Origin of the sequence: Glaciecola sp. KUL10, assembly GCF_003203515.1 — a bacterium.
Lineage (GTDB): Bacteria > Pseudomonadota > Gammaproteobacteria > Enterobacterales > Alteromonadaceae > Glaciecola.
Window position 1 is genome coordinate 112,497 of sequence record NZ_BGNG01000008.1, and the last position, 25,348, is coordinate 137,844.

Sequence of the window (25,348 nt, forward strand, 5' to 3'; positions counted from 1 at the left end):
TCTCCTTTATTTATGCACCTACTCTCCTAACCCAATTTATGCCTAAACCCAGTAAAATTAAGCGTTACAATATAACATTTCAGAGTCACAAATCTGTAAAAACGCTGTCAAAAGTCTGAAATTAATCCTTCATTTTTCTGTCCCCAGATTGTCACATTACCTTTCTAGCCTATGCCCGTCTCGACAGCAAAACTGCGCCGAGCACGACACATTATGACTTTTATCGTGACTTTTATAATTACGGGATTCTTTAAAGGGACCAACATGAAGACAATAAAAAAACTAGCAACCGCTATCACGATTGCGCTTGCTGCCGGCACGTCAGGCACAATCAGCGCTGATCCATTGCCAGCGCACCAAACTTCAAATATTTGGTATCAAGATGCTCAAGCTAAATTGATGCAAAAGCTACAAACTAATAACAGTTTTAAAGCCAAGAATGTCATATTATTTGTAGGTGACGGTATGGGTGTTTCAACACTCACATCTGCGCGTATTCTTGAAGGCCAAATGAATGGGCAAAACGGCGAAGAGAATTTTTTGAGCTTCGAGACATTTCCTCATACGGCACTTGTCAAAACATACAACGTTGATGCACAAACTCCTGATTCAGCGGGTACGATGACCGCAATGATGTCTGGGCTTAAAACAGATGTAGGCACGATCGGCGTAGACGAAGACATTGCTAGAGGCGATTGCTCAACTGTTGCGGGCAACGAGGTGATCACAGCCTTAGAGTTAGCAGAAATAAAAGGGCTTTCTACGGGAATTATATCAACAGCGCGGATTACGCACGCCACACCTGCAGCCACGTATGCAAAATCAGCTGATCGCAACTGGGAAGATATCTCTGATATGCCAGAAGATGCAATTGCGGCCGGCTGTATTGATATTGCCGATCAATTAGTCAACTTCGAAACTTACTTAGAACAGCGTTACACGGGTGTAGATGTTGATGGCATAGAAGTCGCATTTGGAGGTGGCCGTCGTCATTTTCTACCAAGAGACGAAGCATTCAACAGCCCAGATGCATCAAGCAGTGTCGAAGGTGACCGCACAGACAAACGTGATCTCACCGCTGAATGGCAGGAAAAATACACCAATGGGCAATACGTGTACGATCAAACTGGCTTTGATGCAATCGATGCAGACTCGGTAGAGCGCGTATTTGGCTTGTTCAATGAGTCTCACATGCAATACGAAGCAGATCGCGCTAATGATATTGCTGGTGAACCTAGTCTAGCTGAAATGACAGGCAAAGCGGTTAATATATTGGATAACAACGAAGCGGGCTTCTTTCTGATGGTTGAATCTGGCCGCATCGACCACGGTCATCACGCTGGCAACGCATATAACGCACTTCACGATGCTATCGAATTATCAGAAGCCGTGAAAACAGCCTATGAAAATACTGACCCAGCCGAAACCTTGATCTTAGTGACAGCCGATCACGGCCATGTTTTCACAATCGCTGGTTATCCGAAACGCGGTAACCCTATCTTGGGTAAAGTCGTGAGTGTGGGCAGCGAAGATCCAGCCACTGATGTAAACGGTTTGCCCTACACCACACTCGGTTATACCAATGGTCGCGGAATGATGGACTTGGGTACCGAAACCAACGCTGATGCAGGTTACGCAGTCGATATTAACGCAGGCCGATTTGACATTAGCGGTATCGACACTACCTTACCTGGTTATCACCAAGAAGCCTTAATTCCTGCTAGCTCAGAAACCCACAGTGGCGAAGATATTTCGCTTCATGCTAGCGGTCCAGGTGCACAACTTGTTCAAGGTGTCGTCGAGCAAAGTACTATTTTTCACATCATCAATCAGTCACTTGACCTGATTAACGACTAATACAGGCATTATCAAGGGAATAATCATGAAAATAATCAAACTTAGTTTAATTGCCGCAGCTGTTATTGGCTTAAATGCATGTTCATTAGACGGTGATGACGGTACAAATGGTGTTAATGGACAAGACGGTGCGCCGGGACAAGATGGCAGCAACGGCCTAACAAGCCTTACCGTGCAAACTAATTTGCCGGTTGGCAACGCAAACTGCCCAAATAGTGGCGTTCAAATTGATTCTGGCTTAGACAGTGATGCCGACGGCACACTTGCTGCTTCAGAAGTCACTAGTACTTCTTTTGTGTGCGCACCAGGCACAACGAGTGTTGAATCTGCTGAAATATTAACGAGTCTAAACAACAATTGGTTTGTTCAAGGTCAACAAGAAGTCGCTCAGGCAAAACAAACATGGCTAGAAGCAACATCTGGTATTTCGCTTCCAGCATCAAGCGCTCAAGTGACGCAATACCAAACCTCGTCAAGCGTTGAGCAGCAAGCATTAATTGCTCAGTTAAAAGGCTCAGCGAAAAACGTCATCTTGTTTATCGGTGATGGAATGGGTATTTCAACCGTCACGGCTGCCCGTATTCTTGAAGGCCAAATGAACGGTGGATTAGGTGAAGAGAATAACTTGTCGTTTGATACCTTCCCATTTTCAGGCTTAGCAAAAACATATAACGTTGATGCACAAACACCTGATTCAGCCGGCACGATGACAGCGATGGTATCGGGTGTAAAAACTGATGTTGGTGTCATTGGTGTAGATGAAGATATTGTTCGTGGCGACTGTTCGACGGTGACAGGTAACGAATTAGTGACTGCGTTAGAGTTGGCCGAGATAGCGGGTAAATCAACCGGTATCATTTCAACAGCGCGTATCACGCATGCAACCCCTGCTGCGACTTACGCTAAGTCAGCCGATCGCAACTGGGAAGATATTTCAGATATGCCTGAAGAAGTAGTAACACTGGGTTGTAAAGACATTGCCGACCAACTGGTCAATTTTGAAGACTATCTTGAAGCGCGTTTCGATGGACTTGATGTTGACGGAATCGAAGTTGCAATGGGCGGAGGCCGCCGTCACTTTTTACCTCGTGATGAAGCATTTAATAGCCCTGATGCAGTCAGCGGCGTAGAAGGCGATCGCACAGACGGACGTGACTTAACGGCTGAATGGCAAGCTAAATACTCTGCTGGCATGTATGTGTATGACGAAGCAAGCTTCAACACAATCAATACTGAAACAACAGAACGTGTTTTCGGCCTATTCAATGAATCTCATATGCAATACGACGCGGATCGCCCTAACGATGTAGCAGGTGAACCAACAGTCGCGCAAATGACTGAAACAGCGATTAAAGTACTCGATAACAACCCTGAAGGTTTCTTCTTAATGGTTGAATCTGGACGTATTGATCACTCTCACCACGCAGGCAGTGCCTACGGTGCCTTAACCGACACTATCGCCTTTGCAGAAGCAGTAGCCGTAGCGGATGACTTAACTAACGACTCTGATACCTTGATTATCGTTACCGCCGACCACGGTCACGTATTTACTATCGCTGGTTACCCTAAACGCGGTAATCCAATCTTGGGCAAAGTAGTAGGTGTTGGCCAAACTGAGCCTGCATTAGCTGCAGATGACCTACCCTACACGACTTTGGGTTACACAAATGGCCGTGGATTTAGAGACTTCGGCGATGAAGTGACAAACGCTGACGCTACTTATGCATTTGACCCAGATACAGGTCGTAAAGACTTGACCGATGTTGACACCACATCGCCTGGTTTTCACCAAGAAGCATTGGTTCCAACCTCTTCAGAAACACACTCTGGAGAAGATGTCGGTATCTATGCAAAAGGACCTGGCGCGTTTTTGGTCAATGGTACAAATGAGCAAAACATGATTTATCACATCATGGATTATGCGTCTGATTTAAAGCAAAAAGCTGAAGACAAGCTTTAAATTAGTGCGCATAAATCGCCTAAGTTGAAGTGACTTACTTAGGCGATTTTCTTGTTTAACACTTTTGTATTTTGCATAGCTGCTATAGGTGCTCTGCACATCAATCACTAGGAAGTAAAATGAAAAACAGAATAATGTTAATCACTGTGATTTTATTCATCTCAGTTTGTAATTTAGCCACTGCTAACCCAGTGCAAATTGCTTGCTCACAAGCTGATCAACTAATTGCTCACTACGAAATCAACAGAGCACAACAAAAAGTACAACTCAACTTGGTGCGAGACAAACATCAAGTGGCGCATCAATATCCGCAAACTAATATAACTGAAGCGTGGGAGCTAAACCCTAGCAACAAAATAAAACCAACGCGTTTTTTCGATGCACACGCCAGAGCTATCGAATATCAGCCTGGTGAAAGTGTTCACGGTCGCAATGAAAGCGATTGGTCATATCGCTATCAATTGATGAGCGATAAGATGTTAACCGAATTCAAGCTCGTTGAAGTCACGGGTAAAGCTTGTGATAAACTTCAGTTAAAAGAATATGTAGATAAGCAAGTGACTATGAAATTATCATGGTCTCCCGCTACAAAATTAATTCACAATTTCGAAGTTATCAATAATAAAACGCAAAACACTATCGAAAAGTGGACGTTGCTAAATACCCATAAAAACGACCAACAAATAAGTAATTTTTTTGAACAACGCTATGCTTATCTGTCCACTGATTTTGCTGACATAGGTGATGATCATACCGACCCGTTCTTAACACAAATGTTAAACCTAGGCTTTATTGAGCATGCGCATTCTGGTTTTTATAATCAAGATGGTCATGCGATTAGAGGTCAACATGATCATGCTCATTAACCTTATTTGTTAATGCTTAAACTGACAGTAAATATCACCAGAAAAGAGCTTATTAGGATGCTGTTTTATGTGCTCAATGACATTTTGGGCACTTAACCATTTTTCGTTAGCAAATTTAAAGTCTTCTTTATATGACCACTTAAACTTTTGGTACCCCAGACTCTCTAGTCGAGTCAAACAGTCTTGTGCTCGCTTTAAACTACAACTTAAAAATTCAAACGACAAATATTGTATGGGGGTTGTTAACCCCAAAAGAACCTCATGTTCATAACCCTCAACATCGATTTTGCAAAATTTTGGTTGCCCATGTCGTTCGATCATAAGATCCAAGGTACTGACTTCTACAGTAACTTGTTCATCAAAATATATGGGTAAACTTGATGCTCGATTTAATTCGGCTTCCCACTCTGAGCCTGAAAGGGTAGAGAGTGTAGGAAATAAATGACTAATAGCGAGCTTAGCGTTTCCTTTTTTTGCACCAAGTGCATAAGTTTCGAGCGAAAAACCAGTTTGAAACTGATACTTTCTTTCTAGATATTCTGCAAAAGCAGGTTGCGGTTCAACAGCAACCACGCGTGCCCCAAGAGACAACCATGTCTGACATCTATCGCCTAAATGGGCCCCTACATCAAAGCATAAGTCGTTTGGGTTTAGCAATTCAGCATAAAACCGTTTTTTTCGTCTGGCTTTGATTGGGTTCCACTGATACAAAATGTTAGATAATAACCAGCCTAACTTAGTCTTAATGCTCATCGTATTAAGAGTCGCCTTGATAACTAGCCCACGCGTCGTGCGTCTCACCCAAGCAAACCAATAAGCTTCCCGTGAACTCTGCCTTCGCTTTTATTTCATCATGGATGTATTTGGCTAAAAACTCTGTCGTGGTTAAATGGCCTTTAAATATGTCTAGTTCGTCCAAATTCTTATAGTTAAGACACGACAATACCTCTTTTGTAATTGTTTTGGCTTCACCAATATCTATCACTACATTTTGAGCATTTACTGTTTTCGATTGAAAACTCACATCAACTACGTACGTAGCACCATGCATGTTTTGTGCAGGCCCAAAAAACGGGTCTGGTAACGAGTGCGCAATCATTATTGACTCTCTTATTTTTACACTGAACATCCTTACTCCTTAGTTCTTGTTTGATTTTTTGATCTCGACTGAATCGAATCGATTCAATACTCTATGCACCATATAAGGCCATTGGGTAATTCACCGGCTCTCAATGAAGCAAAAAAACTTGGCACTTGATCTATCGGAATGTTATCCGCAAAAAGCTTGTCATATAAATCGCTCTGCAGGTATTCACAGGCTAACTCCTTCCTGCTCTTGAAGCTTTCCAGTGGCTTATTCAAAGGGATGCTAGACACTTGAGATGCAATCAGTCTGACCCGGCGATAGTGAAATGAATGTCCAAGTTTAAGGCTTAATGAAACGTCCCCATACCAGCTTAGCTCGATGATATTTGCCTCTAGAGACGCGTGTTCGAAACACCATTGAAGGCCATTTTGCGAACTTGAAGTATGATAAATGAGCTGGAAGGAATCAGTTGTATCGCTGCCCTTGATACATTCAAACCCAAGACTTTTAGCTTTATTCCTGCGCCATTTGTTTTCTTCAATGATAATAAGGTTTTTAGCGCCCTTTTCTTGAAGCGTAATGGCAAGTAGCGCGCCTATATTACCAAAGCCGCATATAGCGATATTGCCATTATTACGAATATGTTCGGTTAATAGTGATTCACTATCCCAAATTGCATTGATAATGGTTTCCATATTGGAAAGCAGTGTCATGCGTCTTGCTGGGAGTTCTTTAGATGGCGTAAATAATGCGGCCTCATCTACAAGCGCTGTTTGTTGATGGGGGTGAAGTACATGCACCAATTGTTGTTTTGCTTTTTGTGTTGTAACAGTGCCAACTAAAGAATATCCATATTTTAACGGAAGTCCAAAAGAGCCCTGCATGTACGGAACTGCCATATGAGCTTGAAGCTTATTGGGTACCTGCCCAGAACATACTAAACGTTCTGTACCAGTTGAGATCAGAGAAAAAAGTGTTTTGACTTTAACCTGTGATTTATTATTCATGTTATCTGAAATAACGCCTGGCACATTCTTATCTTCAAGCCACATTGAACGGTCGTGAGTCATGTGCCATAAGCTTAAATTACTCATAACTCACCTGTCACCATAATCGCGTCACCCATTTGTGAGTAGTAGACATTTCTCATTTCGCAGGCTTGATTAACACTAGATATTTCAGGCAAATCGACAAAAGCCTGACCGGAACCAAACACCATTGGCGCGATATGCAATTGTAACCAATTGATTGTATTTGTTTGCATGAACGTTTTTACAGTCGTAGGCCCACCCTCTACCAATATAGAATGAATACCTTCTCGTTTTAACTGCACTAGACAATCTGACATGCCAGTGTTGCTTGCTATTTCGTGATAACAAATTTGTTTTACATGCTTAAAAGCTAGCCTTTCTCTATGCATTTTGTTTTTGTGAAGTGCGTTACATATTAGATAATTTTTCATGTTTTCTATATTAGGTAATTCGTCTAAATGCGTTGGTGAGTTGCATAAAATAATGCGAGCTGGATTAGGTCCTTTTACATGTCTGACATTTAAGCTAGGTTTTTCGGAACGAGCAGTTTTAGCCCCAACTAAAACACCATCTACAAGTGCTCGAATACGATGTGCATGGATTAAATTCTCTTGGTTTCCAATCCATTTACTTGAACCAGATTTGGTACATACCTTTCCGTCTAGGCTCTGCGCCATATGAACGAGAATGAACGGTAAATCTTGTTGCAACCATTGAGCAACTGCGAGAGGAGCATATAAAGTAAGCGCATTTTTAGAGCGTATATCTATGTGCTCGGGAAAGTAAGCGTGTAACTTATCTGTTAGCATCACACTCGAAAACCGGCCGTCTATTTCGAAGCTAGCTTTACTCAATAAAACATCAACTTTTCTTTCATTTAGCAATGCTGATAAAACGTCGAGGTTGTCATGTGGAAATACAAACTCAATGGTGTCTAGCGATAAGGCGATGAACTGGCTTTCTATGTTTTCTTTACATAATTCTCTCAACCTAAGCAGTTGATCCCAGTAGTTTAATTCTATATCCATAACCTTAGTTTCCATTACTGTTTTTTATTTCTTGTGGGTCGATTTGTTGCACTGATGGCTCATTTTCAACTAGTGCCATACCATTGGGGTAGATTTGAAACTCATGTTTTTCATCTGTAAAGTTTGCGCTGCAAGCGTTGACAAAAAGACTCATAAAACCTTCATGTTTAATTGGTGTATGGTCTTTTTTTTGTCCGTGTCCGCGCAAATTTATTCCCTTCTTGAATCCATGTTGATGGAAATACTCGACAAAGCCTTTATGTTTACTAATGATATGAATAGGGGTTTCTAGTCCCATTCGAGGTATTGAAATAAGTGGAGGTTGGTGGTCACCAAAAACAACAAGCACTAGATTGTCATCCTTAGTCCTTATTGCGAAATCCAGTACACACTCGAGTTGATATTTTATTGAAGCGATATATTTATCGTGATTCGAAGAAAGATTATCAGTTGTGATCGCTACTTTATGCTCTCTCTGATTCAGAGTTTTCCATTCCTCTTCCACATGCAATGGGGATATCCAAGGAATATGAGAATTCATCGTGCAATAAAAAACAGAAAAGGGGCCATCAGTTTTGTTCTTAGCCTCTTCATAAGCGTGATTGATGACGTACTGATCAGGAGCACAATAACGTTTCTTTAACCCAAAGAAAGGAAGTGTATTGCCTTGAAAGTTTAATTTTTCCCAATTAACGATGTGATCGGATTGAAAGCAGCGCTCTATTGAGTCCCAGTTAATGTCTTTGTCATCAACACCGCCCATTGGTGAACTTAAGACGTTCTGGTACCCATTGCGATGCAATATATGAAAAAGAGATTCGTAGACTGAAAAGTTACCCGAAGCTTCAAACATTGTCTCGTACAAGCAAGTATTTTCAATCTTTGTGCCATACATAAATGAACAGTAGCTTAGCCAAGATCCCCCCGAATAAATTGGAGCAGTCGAAAAGTGAGAGCTGATATGAAAATTAGATTCAATCAACTTTTCTTTGTAGGCCTCAAATACAGATTCTAAATGCACGGCAAGCTTTGGGTCCTTGTAGATTCTTGCGCCGTAAGACTCAATGCAAAGAAATACAAAGTTTGGTTTTTTTGACAAGCACAGGGGTTTAAAGGTGTTTTTGTTTTCAAAGTCTTGTTCAGACATTAATAAAATTGGTTTATATTTCTGACAGAATAGATAGTTACGATAAGCATGTAGCAGTGTTGAGAAGCAATTTCTCCAATGTAGATCTTTGTATTTAGTGTTTCGCCAATCAAATCGACAAATTTTCTGCTTTTTCCAATCGCCCAAACTGATAAATAATATGCAACTAACCATTAGTAGGTTTATCACTATATTCTCTTGATAAAGACTAATAAGCCATTGTGTAATAGACATGGCGACACTGGATAGCGCTAGTACAACCACAAATACTGACAGCGTAAGTAATGTTGCCCGCCCTTTGAAAACCACGAACCCTGTTTTGATCAGCGAATAGTCGCTAAAAAAAGCAGGGGTGCGGCTAAAAACAAACAGCATGATAGAGAGGTAAATCGAATAAACCCAGGAGACAAGTAGGATACCTGATACTAACCATTCGATTAACAGCGTTGGTAATGCAAGACTGAGTGACAATAGCAAAACAAGCGTAAACTCTACATTAACTCTAAACGGGTCAGAAAACTCAAGTTTGCTAAACAGTAAGTCTTTTATATGGCGGTGGCGTAACCTTCTTTCGTAAACAAATCCAATTGGATTTGGCTGCTGGCGAGAATTAAGCAAATAAAAGGGAAGAAAACTCGCAAAATTAACTAGGATCAAGCATAACCAAAACATAATAATTTCACCTTATTATTGACGCACAAGCACAACAGCTAAGTACTTCATTTTTTGCTCTGCGTATAACTTATCCAGAATAAATCCACCCTTGAATGCTCTTAGCGCTAAATCATTTTTCCGAAACCTCAATATTGCGTTGCAAACGAATGTCTTCATGCTCGACCATGCCCTCATTGGGATATGCATTTTGAATGTATGGTCAAAAATTTGGGGCGGTATTTTTATGGGTATTAGCGAATTTTTTAACGCCTGAATATGTTGGACACTTAACATTTCATATAGATGCCAGTCTTGCATATATTGTGTGGCATCTTGCGAAAATGTTTGCTCGCAATAAAAGTCATCGACAATAATCAACTTACCGTTTGGTCTTAGCGCAGCTAACATATTTTCGATACTCAGCCGTATATCCTGGCTATGTTTTATTGATTCAACAGCTATGATCAAATCTGCACTATCAGTCGCTAATTCATCAAACGACTGTTGCTTAAAGTGAATATTTTTTAATGTGTTCTCATTGGTTTTTAAGGCCTTATCAGCCAACTCAATTTCTTGTTCACTAAGGCTTACACCAAGTATAGCTGCTTTCGAATGTTTGCTGATGAACTGACAGCCCCAACCCGTTCCACATCCTGCATCAATTATTAAACCCTGATTCGGAAGGCCAATGACATTTACTATCCATTCATAAATATCGTTGCTTGGCTCTGAAGCAAAATTTAAGCGCTTGTGGATTGGATAGGTGCTCGCAGATTTAATAAGATGCTCCATGCTTGAGAGCTGATCATATAGTCCAGATACATTTTGCTTTGACATTAGGTTACCTTACTCAACACATAGATAAATTTACCGGTTCGTTGAATCGGAATTCGGCTTTCTAGTACCTTGCAGGGATCGACCTGAAGTAATCCAAAACTTAGTATTTTCCTTAGTCTCTGTAATGGATATTGATCGTGTAATACTTTTTCTATCTTAAAACCATGACTAATAAAGATAGCATTCCATTCATGAAAGGATTTAGCACCTTGATGACCCGCATGATTGCGCATCCCCAAACGTTGTTTAAACCACTTCCATATCAATGTTTCTGAATTGCGCACCAAAAAACAATATCGAGCATTTGCGTTACCAACTCGATGTAGTTCATCTAGCACTGCCGACAGGTCGATCATGCGCTCCAATGACCCCAAGCAACTGACTGCCGAAAAAGAACCTGTCTCAAAGGGCAACGCCTCAGCATTTGCAACGCGAATATCATCGTTTGGAAAGAGCTTCTTGGTTTTTTCTACAGCAACTGAAGAAATATCCACGCCACTAATACTGCACCCAGTTTCCTTAGCAGCTTGTAATAAGCGTCCTAAACCGCATGCAACATCCAACAGCGAGTCAGTTTCGCTAAGTCGAAGGACTGATGGAAAAAAACGGTAAGCGCGAACATCTCTTAAGTATCTGTCTCCCTTTTTGCGATAGGTTTGATCGAACCAATTTGTAATTTGTTGCTGTTCACTTGATGATTTCATTATAAATACCTCCTTGTATAACGCATGTACTCTAGATACTTTTCGCCGTATTGTTTGGATAAATACTGCTCTTCCATTTTTATTTTAAAGTGCATATAGCCAACATAATAAATAACACCCAAAAACAACCAAAATGATACTAGGCTTAAACTTACTCCAATTAAAAACATATACATTCCCACTTGAATTGGGTTTCGCGAGTAACCAAAAGCCCCTTGTTTTTTCACCAAACCTTGCTCACCACTTTTGTCGCGATTACGTATCATATTTCGCACAGAGACAAGCGTGATAATTCGGCCTAGGACAATAAGTACAATCCCTATTATCTGTAAATAGATTGAAATAGCAGTATTCAATGCCAGCCAAGGTGCCCACCCCAATATGATCATGATTGGCATTAAAAACACGCCGTAAAGAAGCCCCAAGGGCAATAGGAAAAGAAATACTTTACTCAGCTTAGGTAGTTTAAATATCCACTGATATGCAGAAGGGTAAGCATTAACTACTTTCGGCGAAGCTTTCCAAATCGCTTTGTTAGATGCAATGCTTGGAACATGAGCAAACAAAAGCTCTAAGCCAAGACTAAAGTAAGCAAGCAGAATAATGCTACTTACCAAAAATTCCATATCGACAAGGCTATTCATGAAATGGCCCAATAACATTGGCAAACTCCCTGCCCACCTGCTCCCAATTTCTTACCTCAATCTTTTGCTTTGGCGTGATTGCAAAATAAGCACTTGCGCGTGTCATCAGATCATTCAGATCTTCGACAACGCTATTGATTGTATGCGTTTTTAAATACCTTACGCTTTTTGATTCGATGAAATCAGATACTTCCCCACTTTGAGCAGATAGCATAGGTAAACCTGAGGCAATTGCTTCTAAACTGACCATCGAATATGGTTCATAAGGAGATAATTGAACGAACAAATCTGCATTGACCATTGCTGCATTGATTGCTGCTTGATCAGCTGTTCCATGATAGCGAATCCTATCACTCAACCGCTTAGATTTTATCGAAGCCAAAATCTCTTGTGCATAATGTGGTGCAAAACCTTCGTCACCATATATATCAAGCGTCCACGGTAATTCTAATAACTGGCTGAGTGAGTTCAGCAGTATTTCATAGCCTTTATTAGGGATAAGATTTGCCACTACTAGTAGTTTTGAAGGGAGTGGCGAGTAACTCGTTTTACACTGCCAATTTTCCTTTAGCCCGGGCTTAACCTCGAAGATCTGCTCCTGAAGCAAGTTGTAATTTTGCATCATGTAACTAGAGCAAGCTGAGCCTGTGGTGATGACATGAGACTTTTCAATCATACTTTTAAGGTAAGCGACACTTTCTAAAGCTTCAGTTTCAGTCTTTACTTGCTTTTCGGGTGGTAAGTGACACAAGAGAATAGGTGCAGATGGCAATGGGCGTGCCCCCCATCTCGTCGCAAATTCTTCAATGGCTATGCTGTCTATGATGATAAGGTTTGACGGATCGATCAGTAGTGATTGCTCAGGTGTATACGTTGTGATTGACCAGCCGATTTGAGTCAAATATTTAAAAACTTGCTGGTTGTAAATGTAGCCACCTGAAATCCGGTTTTCAGCACTTTCACACACAAAACTAATGGCTTTTTGTTTTGCTCTATTGGGTCTAATGTCTGCTTGCATGTCGGAAAAACTCATAAAATGAAATCGTAAAAGATAGGGATACCAAAATGATGCTAAGAAACAATATGTAAATTTGTGCAGGGTTGGGTGCGATAACCGCGAGTACAATTAATACAAAATTAATACCGGCTAGTGCCGCTGCATAAAACTTTTTGGTTTCTTGATAATCAGGTTGTGGAAGAGACCAAACGGCTAGACGGTATAAGTAACGCAATACTCCTGGTAAAAGCATTAAATAGCCGACATTGGTGGTAAACAGAAAATAGAGGCCCATACTATTTACAAAAAAAGCATCTACTTCCATATCAAACACGCGTCCAAATTCGCTCGTTTGGCCAGTTTTTCTTGCGATGTAACCGTCCAAAACATCTAGAAACACATTGCAAAGTAACAGTGTAAAGAGCCAACTTACTGATATCCATTGGAAATTCATGAAACAATAGACGACTATTAAACATCGTATTGCAGTGACATAATTTGCTGGACTATTTAATGGCTTAGCGTCAGTAATTGCTCTCGACTGATTAAAAACTAGATAAGCAAACGATAAGATACTTATTAGTATTAATGGAATAAACGAATGAAGCGCAGTAGCTGCAATTGTCGCGAGTAATGTGAATAGAGCATGGTAATTGGACCACAGCTCTAATGAACAAGACTTAGCATAATGACTCACTTTCTGCATCATGCTCCCCTCATTGAAGATGCAGTTTCATCATATTTGCTATCAAAGCTAATACCAAACTCGCTATTCAACTGTTGATTAGAACGCTTGTAAAAATGATTTAACCGCTCAAGCACCCTTTCATTCATAGGGATCTTTTGAGCCTGGTTGTGTTTCACCTTTAAATGAGAAGAAAAATCATGGCGTGGTAAATCAAGAAAGTCGGTAATTTGAGCCAATGCATTATTGCCTATCAAAGGGTTTTCAAATATCCCGGTTGGCAGCACTAACAAACGTTCGGAACCGTAGACAGCCCTCCATCTTCTTAGATAGTCAATATAGCGTCCTTGATGTAATATGCGTGTGGATTTTTTTTCTTTAAATGCTCTTATTTCTTGATTAACAAACGCTAAAAGAGGGGGCATATCAAAACCCTCTCGACCTTCCCTGTTAAAGCGTTTAAACATTCGGTAGTGCGATATAAAACGCAAAGCTGGGTCTCTCACCAACATTATTATTTTGGCGTTCGGAAGCACTGTTTTAACAAGACCTGGTTTTGCACTGAAATAGGTGTTAGCAGTAGCTTCGAAACTGATGTAATGCGTATTTGCTTTTTTAATAAAGGATAAGGACGATTCTGAAAACGTTTGATTAGCTGCTAAGTCAACCCAATTAGTTTTGATAGCGCCTTCATGGCTGCGTTCTGGAAATAATGAGCAGTATTTATCAAAGTTTGCTATCAACTTCGGTAGAGAAGCATGTGAAAAATAACCTGGCTCTTTCTCCATTGATGGCAGCACGTTCGGGTGCTCACTCAAATAACGATAGAGTGAAGATGTCCCGCATTTGATACCGCCTATTATCAAGAATGATGGAAGCAGTCTGTCTTTATTCACTAATGCGTGATCAACTGAAAATTCGTTCATTTTAGTCGATGACCTACTTTAATTTAGCGACATCAAAATGATGGCCTAATTTTTCTGTCTTCGTTCTTAAATACCCCACATTATCTTTTGTCATGCCATGATCAATCGGATGGCGAGCAAGTATATTTACCCCTAACTTTTCTAGTGCTCGAACCTTTTTGGGATTATTCGTCATCAAGTACACATTTTTTACATCCAATGATTCAAGCATAAACTTGCAAATATCATATGATCTTAAATCTGCATCAAACCCCAAATGATTATTAGCTTCGACAGTATCAAAACCTTGATCTTGAAGCTGATACGCTTTTATCTTATTGATTAGGCCGATCCCACGGCCTTCTTGACGAAGGTATAAAATAATACCTCTTGAGTCAGCGACTACATTTTGCAAAGCTTTTTCAAGCTGGAACCCGCAGTCGCATTTTGTGCTAAATAAGGCGTCTCCGGTCAAACATTCAGAGTGTATTCGGATTTGTAAAACATCATTGGGTCCCCACTTTCCGAAAGACAATGCGATATGTTCTTTCTGAGTTTGTTTTTCTACGAATCCATGGATACGAAACTCACCAAAGCGAGTCGGGAGTTTCGCACTACTGACATATTCATATAAGTCGTGAGGGTTTGGCATGAAAGTTCCTTTTTGTTGAATTAATGATAGACCGGTTTTCTCTACCATTATTTTCACACTAATTTTTTATTGTCATATATCCATTTACGCCGGTAATTTAAGAAAGTTGCAGACACATATTTTTTTTACATTATTTTTTTATTATGAGGCAGAATTTAATCTTTCAACCATGAATTCATATTTTCAATATGGTCATGCACCGTCATGTCTACAGACAACGGGGTTACTGAACAATAGTTATTGTTGACAGCATCAAAGTCCGTCCCTTCACCAGCATCTGATTCCATCCCTATCTTTCCATACCAAAATATTTCTTTTCCGAATGGGTCGATATCTTTAATCATTGTGTCTGCACGATGCCTTCTTCCTGAGCGGGTTGCTTTAATTCCTTTAATTTTCGCAAGTGGAATATCTGGCACATTGACATTTAAAATTTCGTTTGGTCTGAGGGGATGTTCCTGAATTTTGGAAACTAAGTCACAAACAATTTGTGCAGCACTTTCTAAGTGTTTAACTTCTTTACTGCATGTCGATACAGCTATTGCAGGAAGCCCCATGTGACGCCCCTCAAATGCGGCAGCGACTGTCCCAGAATAAATGATGTCATCTCCAAGATTTGGACCGTGATTGATGCCTGAAATAACCAAGTGAGGCTCTTCTTTTAAAAAGCAATTTATGCCAACCTGTACACAATCTGAAGGGGTACCATTTACTGAGTAAAACCCGTTATCCATCTTTTGTATTCTTAAGGGTGAATGCAAGGAAAGAGCATTGCTCATTCCGCTACAGTTCCGATCAGGCGCTATCACAGTCACATCATGTTGTTGACTCAAGTACTGATAGAGTGTGTTTAATCCCAGTGCAAACACACCATCGTCGTTACTCAAAAGTATTTTCATATCAATAAACTTCCTTTTCCCATTATTAACCATTTATGTTTCGAGATTTACACCAATAAAGGAGCACAATTGCATCGAACCCAAGCTATTTAACATTCAATACCCCGAAGCCATAGAATGCAACTTTATAAACTTGATTCAGTCGCCATTGAGCAGGCATTAGTAACGTAGTATTTCATTAAGTTGAGGTTACAAGTGCGAATAGGCAATATAGAACCTATCCTGAAAAAATTAAACAAGAGGGAATAAAAAACTGAAAAAGGTTTTCTTCCTTGAAACTGAAGCTTTATTGGGAAAGCCCAGAAAGTAAAACAGCCTAACAATTGTAGCTTTTATTGTTTGATAACTAGACGATTAGGGGGACACCACTGTGAAACTTAAAATCAGTATCGGGAGTAGATATTAGTTCAGCCTCAATTTGACCAAAAAAAGTAATTCGTTCAGTTATGTCTTTACCTGCTATTTTTTGAGCTAACGCTAGGTAGTCTTGATAATGTCGGGCTTCCGAGCGCAATAATGACACATAGAATTTACATAGTTCATCATCAAGGTGCGGAGCTAACTTTGCAAACCGTTCACATGAACGAGCTTCAATGTAAGCACCAATAATCAATTTATCAATTAGAGCGTCAGGTTCATGCGTTTTGACGTTCTTCATCATGCCTTTGGCATAACGTCCCGCAGTTATCCCATCAAAAGGAATATCACGCTCTACCATAATCTCTAACACCTGATAAAAATGATGTAATTCTTCTTTTATCAGTAACACCATTTTATCAATAAGGTCTTTACCATAAGGCGAATTCTTTTTTGGCTGGATAGATTTTGATAAGTTATTCTTTTTGGCTAAAGAATGTAAGTCGCCCTGTTTCCGATACAAAAAATCTTCGTAGGGTTCAAGCCACTCAATAAGTGCTTTACCACTCTCTTTATCCACCGCATATTTTCGAATAAGAAAAAGTGCAGTCTGCCCTGCTTTTAATTCACACGCGAGATGGTCCCTTAAAATCACAGGTAAATTCTCTGGCTTTTTAGCTTGTTCAATCCATTTGTCTGGGGTGTCACATTTAAGAAAGGATTTTATTGGACTTAATAGTTCAGAATAAGACACGACTAAAACTGCTTACATTACAAAACACCCACAGAGTTTACCATGAAATACCAAAATCACACATTTCCATAAAGTAATAATTTAACAGGTATCGGAACGGGTTAGCGGTAATCAGTATTATCAAATCAGTTTTCTGATTTGATAATACTGACGTGTACACACAATTGGGAGGGCATCATTCGTATAGTGAATGCCTTCGAAAAGCCTATAGCAAATTAATATTTGCAAAATCGCATGAGCACAACCACACTAAATGTAAATAAGCTGTTAACTAAAGAGTTAACACTGTAACAATATAGTGACATTTGAGAATAAATATTGTACAAGTAAAGACGGAATAGAATTAACCGTAAAAATTATAAGGATTTACGGTCAAACAAAAGACCTGACATATGGCTCTTAATGCGGATCGAGCTTCATCAGGGTAAGACAGAGAATGAGTTTGACTCATCACATTAGGAGCAACAAATGATATTGAATCATTTATGGGGTATTTACACTCACCCAAAAGAAGAATGGGCAACCATTGATAGACAACACGAAAGTTATTTTTATGCATTAAGCCATATCATGGTGATTGCACTTATACCCGCTGGTATGGCTTATTATGCCTCGGCATATTTGGGTTGGGATATTGGCGCAGGTCCTACGGCAGATGTCATTAAACTCACCCAGACAAGTGCAATGAGCATGGCTGTGGCTATGTATTTTGGCCTTATTGTTGGTGTGATAGCGCTTGCGATATTAATCCATGAATTAGCAAAGTCGTTTGACACCCACCCCAATTACACTCAATCTTTAGAAATAGCAGCCTATACAGCAACTCCACTATTTATGACTGGATTTAGCGCGTTTTATCCTGAGCTGTGGTTCATTATGACGATTGGCCTAGTTGGCTTATCTTACTCAGTTTATCTGCTCTACTCTGGTGTGCCGATTATGTTGCATATACCAGAAGAAAAAGGGTTTATCTTTTCAAGTTCGGTTGTAACCTGTGGGCTAGTCCTTCTTGTCATTCTTATGGCATTGTCTGTGATTTTATGGAGCGTTGGTTTAGGCCCTCAATACGCTTAGCGGTATTGAGCACAAGGATACCGCATTATCTTTGAATAGCAAAAAGCCCCATTTTATTGGGGCTTTCTAATGTCAATCATTTGATTTCACTTCCGGCGCAATATGAACCAATAACTTATGAATCCATATTGTGCATTTCTAAGTTGCTCAATTCAGTTTGAACCTTAGGGTTTGCCTTCGCTTTTTCACTTCTCGCTGAATCAATTCGCTCTAAATAGGCCTGATCAACGTCACCAGTGATATAATTTCCGTCAAACACTGAGGTTTCAAAGCCTTTAAGATTTGGGTTTTCTTCTTTTACGGCTTCCACTAAATCGCTTATATCCTGAAAAATCAACCCATCTGACTTGATGCACTCACTTATCTGTTCGATTTCTCTGCCATAAGCAATGAGTTCATTAGCAGATGGCATATCAATTCCGTAAACATTTGGGAAACGAATTTCTGGTGCGGCTGAAGCAAAATATACTTTTTTCGCGCCCGACTCTCTGGCCATTTCAATAATTTGTTCTGATGTCGTTCCGCGTACAATAGAATCATCTACAAGCAGCACATTTTTACCTTTAAACTCAGATCCAATCGCATTAAGTTTTCTGCGCACAGATTTTCTGCGCATTTTTTGGCCTGGCATAATAAAGGTTCGGCCTATATAACGATTTTTTACAAACCCCTGGCGGTAAGGCTTATCCAATGTGTTCGCAATTTGTAAGGCAACATCCATAGATGTTTCTGGAATCGGAATAACCACATCAATGTCTTTATCTGCCCATTCACGTGCAATCTTTTCGCCTAATTTGCGCCCCATGTTAACGCGCGAGGCGTAAACCGAAATGCCATCAATTTCCGAGTCAGGTCTTGCGAAGTAAACGAATTCAAATATGCAAGGAGTACAGGCTGGGTTTTCGGCGCATTGTTGAGTAAATAGCTCCCCTTTTTCGCTCACATAAACTGCTTCGCCAGGCGCCACATCACGAATGAACTTAAACCCTACCGCGTTAAGCGCCACACTCTCAGAAGCGACCATGTACTCGTCACCGCTTTCAGTAGTACGTTTGCCTAGCACCAAAGGACGAATACCGTGGGGGTCACGAAACGCTACCATTCCCTGCCCAATGATAGCTGCCACCACCGCATATGCGCCTTTGATTTTTTGATGCACAGTTTTGACTGCATCAAAGATTTCTTGTGGCTGGACTTCCATCGTGCCGGTATTTTGCAAAGAATGAGCAAAAATATTTAACAAGAGCTCAGAGTCTGAAGTGGTATTAATGTGGCGACGGGCAATTCGATATACCTCATCTTGTAATTCAAACGCATTGGTAAGGTTGCCGTTATGAGCAAAAGCAATACCAAATGGTGAGTTTACGTAAAAAGGTTGTGCCTCGGCAGAGCTAGAAGAGCCGGCGGTAGGATAACGACAATGACCGATACCAAAATTCCCAGACAAACGTTTCATGTGACGTGTCCGAAATACGTCGCGCACCAAGCCATTCTCTTTACGAAGGTGGAACATACCATCGTTGATAGTCATGATCCCCGCAGCATCTTGACCACGATGCTGCAACACAATTAGTGCATCGTACAAGTCTTGGTTGACTGGCCCTTTACCCACGATACCAACAATACCACACATATAAGCTAACCCTTTTTAATTGCTTGGAGAGATAAAACTTGAACTGCCTTTTACATACTCAAAAAACCAATCAATGATAATTGCAAACTCTGGGAGTAGAACAGAATCAGACCACCACTGGCTTTTTGAAGCGGGTGTAAAGGTATCCATAAAAAATAACAATGCGCTAACCACTAGCACGCCTCTGAGCGCACCAAACACAGCACCTAAAACGCGGTCTGTTCCGCTTAAACCTGTCGCTTGAACAAGCTTTGAAATAATAAAGTTTAACATTGCTCCTGCAATAAGCGTCGCAATAAACAAAATGGCGATAGCCACCCCATTACGTACTAGAGTGTCTGAGATTTGAGTAAGAAAACTGGCGAGTTGGGGATAAAATTGGCTGGCAATAAAAAGCGCAGAAAACCAAACCACTAATGAGATGGCTTCTTTCATAAAACCGCGGACAATACTGATGAGAGCAGAAAAAGCAATCACACCAATAATGGCAAAATCAAACCAATTCATAGAAGACTTTTCGCCTGTATGTGCCTGAAACACACCAACTCTTGACAATGGCGCGCATTCTAACAGAAGGCTTATTCCGCGCCAATAATAAAACCGTTTATTTAGCTATTTATCGCATTTCAATTTGTTGCTTCAGCAAACGAGGTAACTTTACCTTTAAGTCCCGTTGCTTCATTAAGATGAGGAAGCGCGTTATCAAGCGTCTCTCTAGTAAGCTCAGGACCAACGAAAACCTTGGTCAAGCGCCCTGCACTAGTATCAACTCTTCGACTGAATGCTCGATACCCGGCAGCGTCGAGCTTATCCAAAAGTTCATTCACATTTTTTTGGTGTCTGAAACTGCCTAACTGCACAACCCAGCCAGCATCGTCTCTAATACTTTGAGGGGTGGTAACTGTTTGCTTGGCAAGGCTATCATCCGTTGTGCCAGTTGCTTGAGTTGCCTGAGCAATATCAACAGCTGACTCAAGGGTTTCCTTAACGACAGTTTGCTCTTCAGCTTGTGAATCTGGGATAGTGGAATCAATTTCGTTTGATAAACTCGACTGAGAAAGTTCAGAATCTGTTACATCAGATTCATCGATAATTTCAACTGGGCGACGCGTTGCATTGATTACCGCTTCGGCGGGAAACTCATCAGGAGCTTCAACTTCAATTTCTAAATTATTGACAGGCACATCAACAAAAGTAGCGTTATTTGACTGCTTTTCACCATCAAGTAAGTCAGGTAGAAAAATAACTACCAACGCGACAATGATTATTGTACCGACCAATCTATTTTGCAGTGCGCTAGACAAAAAACTGACTCCAAGCTGTCATATAGTTAAAAGGACCACGATTAAAAAGCTACTTACAAGATGCGCTCAAGGCTGATTATGAGATTATGCATCAGACAACAAGGACATAACAGCCGAAACAGTTAAAAAAGAGCCCATGACCAAAATCGTATCTTGAGGATAAGCCTCTGTTTTCGCTTTTAAAAACGCCTGCTCTACAGTATCAAAACCGTCAGATGATGCAAGGGTGTTTGAAGTATCAGATAACTTTGAGGCAGCTTTGACGAGTCGAGCCGCTGATTCACCGCGTTCACTGGGTAAAGTGACGCAGTACCAAATCGTATTTAAACCCTCAAAGGCTTTGATGCTGACTTCTATATTCTTGTCTTTTAGCATGCCAATAACAATGTGACATTTTCCTTGAAGATTGCACGCTATCATTTTACGAAGTTGCACGGCAGAGTCTTCATTGTGAGCGACATCGGCAATTATCAAGGCTTGTTGCCCGTTGATTCTTGGCTGAATAACCTGATGCCTTCCCGCTAGTTGGGTTGAGCACAACAAACTATCAAAGCGCGCTTTATTGGCAAATAAATCTGCTAAGTCGATCGTCTCTAGGCCTTTTTGCTCAACAGCTATTTTTAGCTTTTGATGCTTGTTCATTAACGCAATGGCAGCCAAACCTGTCGCCACATTCTGTTTAGGAATATTGGCTAGACTCACATCAAATTTATACTCACCCACGCGGGCTTCTTGATTGACTTCGCAATAGTGGAAGTCGCGGCCACGGAGCATTGGCGAAACACCTAAGGTTTCAGCATGTGACAAGATACTCTTTGGGCAATCAGGCTCACCAATGACTGTATATGCATTTGAGCGAAAAATACCAGCCTTTTCAAAACCAATTTCTTCACGCGTATCACCCAACCAATCTTGATGATCAAGCCCAATACTAGTAATCACAGCGATATCAGGATCAACGATATTTACAGCGTCTAATCGCCCGCCCAATCCGACTTCTAATATAAGGACGTCGGGCTGCTCACGATTGAAAGCCTCAAAGGCCGCAAGAGTGGCATATTCAAAATAAGTAAGGGTAGTCTCTTTTTTGCTTTGGTTTATGTGCTCAAAAACGCTACAAAGCGCTTCTTCACTGATATTTTCACCATTGAGTCGGATGCGTTCACAAAAAGAAAGAATGTGCGGAGATGAAAACACACCCACACTTAAACCAGCGAGCAAGCAGTATTGTTCGATAAACGCGCAAGTGGTGCCTTTGCCATTAGTCCCCGCAACAGTAATGACTAATTTTTTATCAAAGTTAATATTGAGGTGTGAAAGGACTTGAGCACATCGGCTGAGCCCCATATCGATGCCTACCGGATGGTTTGATTCAATTTCTTGAAGCCATTGGTCGAGAGACTTGTCTGCCAATTTAGTTTCCTGCTAGCGCATGCGATTTTTTATCTTGATTCGTTGATAAATCAGCCCATGCGCAAATTACTTATAAAAATTATGCTTCTTTCAGGTGATGAAAGTGGAGCTTACTCAATACAGAATAAAGCTTATCACGCATTTGACGGCGATCTACGATCATATCGATTGCCCCTTTTTCAAGTAAGAACTCGCTGCGTTGAAAGCCTGCAGGCAGCTTTTCTCGCACCGTTTGCTCGATAACACGAGGACCTGCAAAGCCAATCAACGCTTTAGGTTCAGCGACATTAACATCACCTAGCATCGCTAAGCTTGCGGATACACCACCCATCGTTGGGTCTGTAAGCACTGAGATGTAGGGTAAGCCTTTTTTACTCATTTTAGCGAGCGCCGCGCTGGTTTTTGCCATTTGCATCAGCGACAACAATGCTTCTTGCATACGAGCGCCACCACTTGTAGAAAAGCAGACTAATGGGCAATTATTTTCTAAACACGCATTCACGGCCGCGACAAACCTTGCACCTACAACAGAGGCCATTGAACCTCCCATAAAGGCAAATTCAAATGAAGCGACTACCACCGGCATGCCATTGAGTTTGCCTTTCATGACGACTAGGGCATCTTTCTCGTTGGTTGCTTTTTGCGCGGATGTGATACGGTCTTTGTATTTTTTTGAGTCTTTAAACTTTAATACATCTTGAGGCTCAAGGTCTGAACCGATTTCCTCGCGATCTGTACTGTCCAAAAATGCATTGATACGAGCGCGGGCGGTAATGCGCATGTGATGATCACATTTAGGGCAAACTTCTAACTGTTTTTCGAGTTCAGTTTTATAAAGTACAGCATTACACGCACCACATTTAGTCCATATTCCTTCAGGTACATTACTTTTAGTGCCTGACTGTGTGCGTGGAAGTATCTTTCCAATCCAACTCATTTCAAATTCCTATCAACAAATGCTTGTTATTTTAGTTTGTTTTTCAACATTTTGTTTTAACGTTGACTCATTGCCGTGCATTAAATCATATTCTGAGCATAAACCGAAAACAAAACTGGTCTAAGAAGCTGTATATGACTGCAAAAACAAAGGCCCAAGATCGCTTTTTGGCAATTCAAAGTGCGCTGGGTATTCAACGTCTATCAGGTAAAGGCCATTTGGCTTAGCAGTGATCCCAGCCTCTACTCTATTTTTGAGTTTTAATACGTGCTCTACCCATGAAACAGGTTCGAGTTCACGCCCTACGACCATTAAAGTACCAATAAAGTTTCTTACCATATGATGCAGAAACGCGTTAGCTTCGACATCCATAATGATGTATTTCCCTTGGCGATAAACGTGTATTTTTTTAACCGTTCTAAAGGGTGTTTTTGATTGACAATTGGCTGCTCTAAACGAAGTGAAATCATGCTCACCCACCAAACATTGAGCGGCTTGATTCATTAATTCCGCATTTAATGGGTAATAAACGTGAGAGACACCGCCTTTTAAAATCCCGGGACGAAGTTCATCGTTAAAAATAATATAACGATAACGCCTTGCGGTTGCAGAAAAACGCGCATGAAAATCATCGTTCATTTCTTTTGCCCACCGCACGCAAACTGTATCAGGCAGATTACTATTTAGCCCTCTTGTCCATGCTGTTAAAGGACGCACCACATCGGTATCAAAATGAACGACTTGATAGGTTGCATGCACACCCGCATCGGTCCTGCCTGCGCAGGTAATATCGTGGTGTTTTTCTGAGACTTTCTCGATGGCTGTTTCAACGCACTCTTGCACGCATAGTCGATGGCTTTGACGTTGCCAACCTGAATAACTTGCGCCATCGTATTCAATACATAAAGCAATTCGCATAAATCTGAGTTCTGTTTATCTCTTGCGCGCAATACTAGCATTGCGCTGACGTTGATTTGATTTTGTTGTCTTGTGTTTTTTTACCGAACGACGCATACGGCTTAGTTGAGTATGATCAAGCTTATCTTGTGGCGTATGGATCTTGGTTACGGTTTCTTTGTCTAATTGAACAAGTGATCTCAATTGGTTGATACGACTCAACTCTAGCTCTATCCATGCACCTTGAGGTAGCCTTTTTTGGAGTTCAAGTGGTCCGTATCGAACACGCATCAAACGACTAACTTGCACGCCCTGCGACTCCCAAAGTCGTCTCACTTCACGGTTTTTACCTTCACTAAGCGTGACATTAAACCATTGATTTTGGCTTTCTTCTTCTGAAGGCCTCACGTGAATGTTATTGAATTTAGCCATGCCGTCGTCTAGTTCAACGCCTTTTTGTAGGCTACGAAGCATGGCAGGCGTGACTTCGCCAAAAATTCTCACCGCGTACTCGCGCTCGACTTCATGGCGAGGATGCATTAAACGGTTGGCTAACTCACCGTCATTGGTAAACAGCAGTAAGCCACCCGTGTTAATGTCCAAACGCCCTACTGCGATCCAACGGTCATTATCTATTTTAGGTAAACGGTCAAATACGGTCGGGCGACCTTCAGGGTCGTTTCGTGAGCAAAGCTCGCCCTCTGGTTTGTTGTACATTAATACTCGACAGGCGGAGTTTTCTTTACTTCTGGATACAATGTGACCATCGACTCGAAGTTGATCGGCAGCCATGACTCTATCGCCTAATTTAGCAAGTTTACCGTTTATTGAAACCCGACCGGCTTCGATCCAACGTTCCATCTCACGACGTGAACCGACGCCGTTATTGGCAAGTACTTTTTGAAGCTTTTCGCCGGTGTCGTCTTTTTGCTTACTTAACTCTTTTGCCGATATTTTTGTTGAAGCGCTTGTTTTGAGTTCAGCTGATTCAGCTTTAGCGGCTTTCGGCTTCGCCGATTTTGAATT

At 41.0% G+C, this 25,348-nt stretch carries 25 protein-coding genes; 4 read left to right on the forward strand and 21 right to left on the reverse strand.

Annotation, left to right across the window (positions count from 1 at the left end; all coding sequences use genetic code 11):
• Positions 1-264: 264 nt before the first annotated feature.
• The 3 genes from KUL10_RS13820 to KUL10_RS13830 all read left to right on the forward strand — a co-directional run bounded on the left by KUL10_RS13820 (position 265) and on the right by KUL10_RS13830 (position 4,683).
• Positions 265-1,857 (forward strand): alkaline phosphatase, encoded by a 1,593-nt coding sequence (locus tag KUL10_RS13820; RefSeq protein ID WP_110429533.1) that lies wholly within the window; start codon positions 265-267, stop codon positions 1,855-1,857.
• 25 nt (positions 1,858-1,882) lie between these two features.
• Positions 1,883-3,817 (forward strand): alkaline phosphatase, encoded by a 1,935-nt coding sequence (locus tag KUL10_RS13825; RefSeq protein ID WP_110429534.1) that lies wholly within the window; start codon positions 1,883-1,885, stop codon positions 3,815-3,817.
• 119 nt (positions 3,818-3,936) lie between these two features.
• On the forward strand, positions 3,937-4,683 hold the full coding sequence (locus KUL10_RS13830) for a hypothetical protein (RefSeq protein ID WP_110429535.1): 747 nt from the start codon (positions 3,937-3,939) through the stop codon (positions 4,681-4,683).
• A gap of 9 nt (positions 4,684-4,692) precedes the next feature.
• On the opposite strand, the gene KUL10_RS13835 is transcribed toward KUL10_RS13830, so the two are convergent.
• The 14 genes from KUL10_RS13835 to KUL10_RS13900 form a co-directional block, all read right to left on the reverse strand.
• On the reverse strand, positions 4,693-5,436 hold the full coding sequence (locus tag KUL10_RS13835; RefSeq protein WP_110429536.1) for an FkbM family methyltransferase: 744 nt from the start codon (positions 5,434-5,436) through the stop codon (positions 4,693-4,695).
• A gap of 4 nt (positions 5,437-5,440) precedes the next feature.
• Complete coding sequence (locus KUL10_RS13840; RefSeq protein WP_110429537.1) at positions 5,441-5,812, reverse strand: 6-carboxytetrahydropterin synthase; 372 nt, start codon at positions 5,810-5,812, stop codon at positions 5,441-5,443.
• A 53-nt stretch (positions 5,813-5,865) separates the two neighbouring features.
• Positions 5,866-6,864, reverse strand: coding sequence for an NAD-binding protein (locus KUL10_RS13845; protein WP_110429538.1), 999 nt, complete (start codon positions 6,862-6,864; stop codon positions 5,866-5,868).
• On the reverse strand, positions 6,861-7,829 hold the full coding sequence (locus KUL10_RS13850) for a RibD family protein (RefSeq protein ID WP_158525392.1): 969 nt from the start codon (positions 7,827-7,829) through the stop codon (positions 6,861-6,863). Before KUL10_RS13850 ends, KUL10_RS13845 begins: the two co-directional genes overlap by 4 nt.
• Before the next feature lie 4 nt (positions 7,830-7,833).
• Positions 7,834-9,648 (reverse strand): sulfatase-like hydrolase/transferase, encoded by a 1,815-nt coding sequence (locus KUL10_RS13855; RefSeq protein WP_110429540.1) that lies wholly within the window; start codon positions 9,646-9,648, stop codon positions 7,834-7,836.
• A gap of 15 nt (positions 9,649-9,663) precedes the next feature.
• Positions 9,664-10,467, reverse strand: coding sequence for a class I SAM-dependent methyltransferase (locus KUL10_RS13860; RefSeq protein WP_110429541.1), 804 nt, complete (start codon positions 10,465-10,467; stop codon positions 9,664-9,666).
• Positions 10,467-11,171, reverse strand: a complete 705-nt coding sequence (locus KUL10_RS13865) for a class I SAM-dependent methyltransferase (protein ID WP_110429542.1) — start codon at positions 11,169-11,171, stop codon at positions 10,467-10,469. The genes KUL10_RS13860 and KUL10_RS13865 overlap by 1 nt, the downstream gene beginning before the upstream one ends.
• The gene (locus KUL10_RS13870) at positions 11,171-11,815 is read right to left on the reverse strand and encodes an isoprenylcysteine carboxylmethyltransferase family protein (protein ID WP_158525393.1); all 645 of its coding nucleotides are present in this window, start codon (positions 11,813-11,815) and stop codon (positions 11,171-11,173) included. The genes KUL10_RS13865 and KUL10_RS13870 overlap by 1 nt, the downstream gene beginning before the upstream one ends.
• The gene (locus tag KUL10_RS13875; RefSeq protein ID WP_110429544.1) at positions 11,808-12,848 is read right to left on the reverse strand and encodes a glycosyltransferase family 4 protein; all 1,041 of its coding nucleotides are present in this window, start codon (positions 12,846-12,848) and stop codon (positions 11,808-11,810) included. The genes KUL10_RS13870 and KUL10_RS13875 overlap by 8 nt, the downstream gene beginning before the upstream one ends.
• Positions 12,817-13,521 carry a CDP-alcohol phosphatidyltransferase family protein gene (locus tag KUL10_RS13880; RefSeq protein WP_110429545.1) on the reverse strand — a complete coding sequence of 235 codons (705 nt, stop codon included), beginning with the start codon at positions 13,519-13,521 and terminating at the stop codon, positions 12,817-12,819. The genes KUL10_RS13875 and KUL10_RS13880 overlap by 32 nt, the downstream gene beginning before the upstream one ends.
• Positions 13,518-14,423, reverse strand: coding sequence for a sulfotransferase (locus KUL10_RS13885; protein WP_110429546.1), 906 nt, complete (start codon positions 14,421-14,423; stop codon positions 13,518-13,520). The genes KUL10_RS13880 and KUL10_RS13885 overlap by 4 nt, the downstream gene beginning before the upstream one ends.
• A gap of 13 nt (positions 14,424-14,436) precedes the next feature.
• Positions 14,437-15,054 carry a GTP cyclohydrolase II gene (gene ribA, locus KUL10_RS13890; RefSeq protein WP_110429547.1) on the reverse strand — a complete coding sequence of 206 codons (618 nt, stop codon included), beginning with the start codon at positions 15,052-15,054 and terminating at the stop codon, positions 14,437-14,439.
• Positions 15,055-15,209: 155 nt separating this feature from the next.
• On the reverse strand, positions 15,210-15,953 hold the full coding sequence (surE, locus tag KUL10_RS13895; RefSeq protein WP_110429548.1) for a 5'/3'-nucleotidase SurE: 744 nt from the start codon (positions 15,951-15,953) through the stop codon (positions 15,210-15,212).
• A 346-nt stretch (positions 15,954-16,299) separates the two neighbouring features.
• A complete protein-coding gene (locus KUL10_RS13900) occupies positions 16,300-17,064 on the reverse strand; it encodes a tRNA isopentenyl-2-thiomethyl-A-37 hydroxylase MiaE (RefSeq protein WP_110429549.1) in 765 nt (254 codons plus the stop codon).
• Positions 17,065-17,532: 468 nt separating this feature from the next.
• Here KUL10_RS13900 and KUL10_RS13905 point away from each other — a divergent pair, with 468 nt between their 5' ends.
• A complete protein-coding gene (locus KUL10_RS13905; RefSeq protein ID WP_110429550.1) occupies positions 17,533-18,138 on the forward strand; it encodes a Yip1 family protein in 606 nt (201 codons plus the stop codon).
• A gap of 115 nt (positions 18,139-18,253) precedes the next feature.
• Here the strand turns inward: KUL10_RS13905 and purF are convergent, their stop codons facing one another.
• The 7 genes from purF to rluB form a co-directional block, all read right to left on the reverse strand.
• Positions 18,254-19,771, reverse strand: coding sequence for an amidophosphoribosyltransferase (gene purF / locus KUL10_RS13910; RefSeq protein WP_110429551.1), 1,518 nt, complete (start codon positions 19,769-19,771; stop codon positions 18,254-18,256).
• Positions 19,772-19,786: 15 nt separating this feature from the next.
• Positions 19,787-20,278 (reverse strand): CvpA family protein, encoded by a 492-nt coding sequence (locus KUL10_RS13915; protein WP_110429610.1) that lies wholly within the window; start codon positions 20,276-20,278, stop codon positions 19,787-19,789.
• Positions 20,279-20,397: 119 nt separating this feature from the next.
• Positions 20,398-21,075, reverse strand: a complete 678-nt coding sequence (locus tag KUL10_RS13920; RefSeq protein WP_110429552.1) for an SPOR domain-containing protein — start codon at positions 21,073-21,075, stop codon at positions 20,398-20,400.
• An 84-nt stretch (positions 21,076-21,159) separates the two neighbouring features.
• Positions 21,160-22,488 carry a bifunctional tetrahydrofolate synthase/dihydrofolate synthase gene (folC, locus tag KUL10_RS13925; RefSeq protein WP_110429553.1) on the reverse strand — a complete coding sequence of 443 codons (1,329 nt, stop codon included), beginning with the start codon at positions 22,486-22,488 and terminating at the stop codon, positions 21,160-21,162.
• 79 nt (positions 22,489-22,567) lie between these two features.
• Positions 22,568-23,425: an acetyl-CoA carboxylase, carboxyltransferase subunit beta gene (gene accD / locus KUL10_RS13930; protein WP_110429554.1), complete on the reverse strand. Its 858-nt coding sequence runs from the start codon at positions 23,423-23,425 to the stop codon at positions 22,568-22,570.
• 120 nt (positions 23,426-23,545) lie between these two features.
• Positions 23,546-24,343 (reverse strand): tRNA pseudouridine(38-40) synthase TruA, encoded by a 798-nt coding sequence (gene truA, locus KUL10_RS13935; protein WP_110429555.1) that lies wholly within the window; start codon positions 24,341-24,343, stop codon positions 23,546-23,548.
• A gap of 15 nt (positions 24,344-24,358) precedes the next feature.
• Entirely contained in the window at positions 24,359-25,276 is a 918-nt protein-coding gene (rluB, locus tag KUL10_RS13940; RefSeq protein ID WP_110429611.1) for a 23S rRNA pseudouridine(2605) synthase RluB, read from the reverse strand.
• Positions 25,277-25,348: the final 72 nt, after the last annotated feature.

Bases quoted from the DNA above. Each gene is read 5' to 3' on its own strand.
- KUL10_RS13820 (WP_110429533.1), top strand. From the start codon at position 265: ATGAAGACAATAAAAAAACTAGCAACCGCTATCACGATTGCGCTTGCT.
- KUL10_RS13825 (WP_110429534.1), top strand. From the start codon at position 1,883: ATGAAAATAATCAAACTTAGTTTAATTGCCGCAGCTGTTATTGGCTTA.
- KUL10_RS13830 (WP_110429535.1), top strand. From the start codon at position 3,937: ATGAAAAACAGAATAATGTTAATCACTGTGATTTTATTCATCTCAGTT.
- KUL10_RS13835 (WP_110429536.1), bottom strand. From the start codon at position 5,436: ATGAGCATTAAGACTAAGTTAGGCTGGTTATTATCTAACATTTTGTAT.
- KUL10_RS13840 (WP_110429537.1), bottom strand. From the start codon at position 5,812: ATGTTCAGTGTAAAAATAAGAGAGTCAATAATGATTGCGCACTCGTTA.
- KUL10_RS13845 (WP_110429538.1), bottom strand. From the start codon at position 6,864: ATGAGTAATTTAAGCTTATGGCACATGACTCACGACCGTTCAATGTGG.
- KUL10_RS13850 (WP_158525392.1), bottom strand. From the start codon at position 7,829: ATGGATATAGAATTAAACTACTGGGATCAACTGCTTAGGTTGAGAGAA.
- KUL10_RS13855 (WP_110429540.1), bottom strand. From the start codon at position 9,648: ATGTTTTGGTTATGCTTGATCCTAGTTAATTTTGCGAGTTTTCTTCCC.
- KUL10_RS13860 (WP_110429541.1), bottom strand. From the start codon at position 10,467: ATGTCAAAGCAAAATGTATCTGGACTATATGATCAGCTCTCAAGCATG.
- KUL10_RS13865 (WP_110429542.1), bottom strand. From the start codon at position 11,171: ATGAAATCATCAAGTGAACAGCAACAAATTACAAATTGGTTCGATCAA.
- KUL10_RS13870 (WP_158525393.1), bottom strand. From the start codon at position 11,815: ATGAATAGCCTTGTCGATATGGAATTTTTGGTAAGTAGCATTATTCTG.
- KUL10_RS13875 (WP_110429544.1), bottom strand. From the start codon at position 12,848: ATGAGTTTTTCCGACATGCAAGCAGACATTAGACCCAATAGAGCAAAA.
- KUL10_RS13880 (WP_110429545.1), bottom strand. From the start codon at position 13,521: ATGATGCAGAAAGTGAGTCATTATGCTAAGTCTTGTTCATTAGAGCTG.
- KUL10_RS13885 (WP_110429546.1), bottom strand. From the start codon at position 14,423: ATGAACGAATTTTCAGTTGATCACGCATTAGTGAATAAAGACAGACTG.
- ribA (WP_110429547.1), bottom strand. From the start codon at position 15,054: ATGCCAAACCCTCACGACTTATATGAATATGTCAGTAGTGCGAAACTC.
- surE (WP_110429548.1), bottom strand. From the start codon at position 15,953: ATGAAAATACTTTTGAGTAACGACGATGGTGTGTTTGCACTGGGATTA.
- KUL10_RS13905 (WP_110429550.1), top strand. From the start codon at position 17,533: ATGATATTGAATCATTTATGGGGTATTTACACTCACCCAAAAGAAGAA.
- purF (WP_110429551.1), bottom strand. From the start codon at position 19,771: ATGTGTGGTATTGTTGGTATCGTGGGTAAAGGGCCAGTCAACCAAGAC.
- KUL10_RS13915 (WP_110429610.1), bottom strand. From the start codon at position 20,278: ATGAATTGGTTTGATTTTGCCATTATTGGTGTGATTGCTTTTTCTGCT.
- accD (WP_110429554.1), bottom strand. From the start codon at position 23,425: ATGAGTTGGATTGGAAAGATACTTCCACGCACACAGTCAGGCACTAAA.
- truA (WP_110429555.1), bottom strand. From the start codon at position 24,343: ATGCGAATTGCTTTATGTATTGAATACGATGGCGCAAGTTATTCAGGT.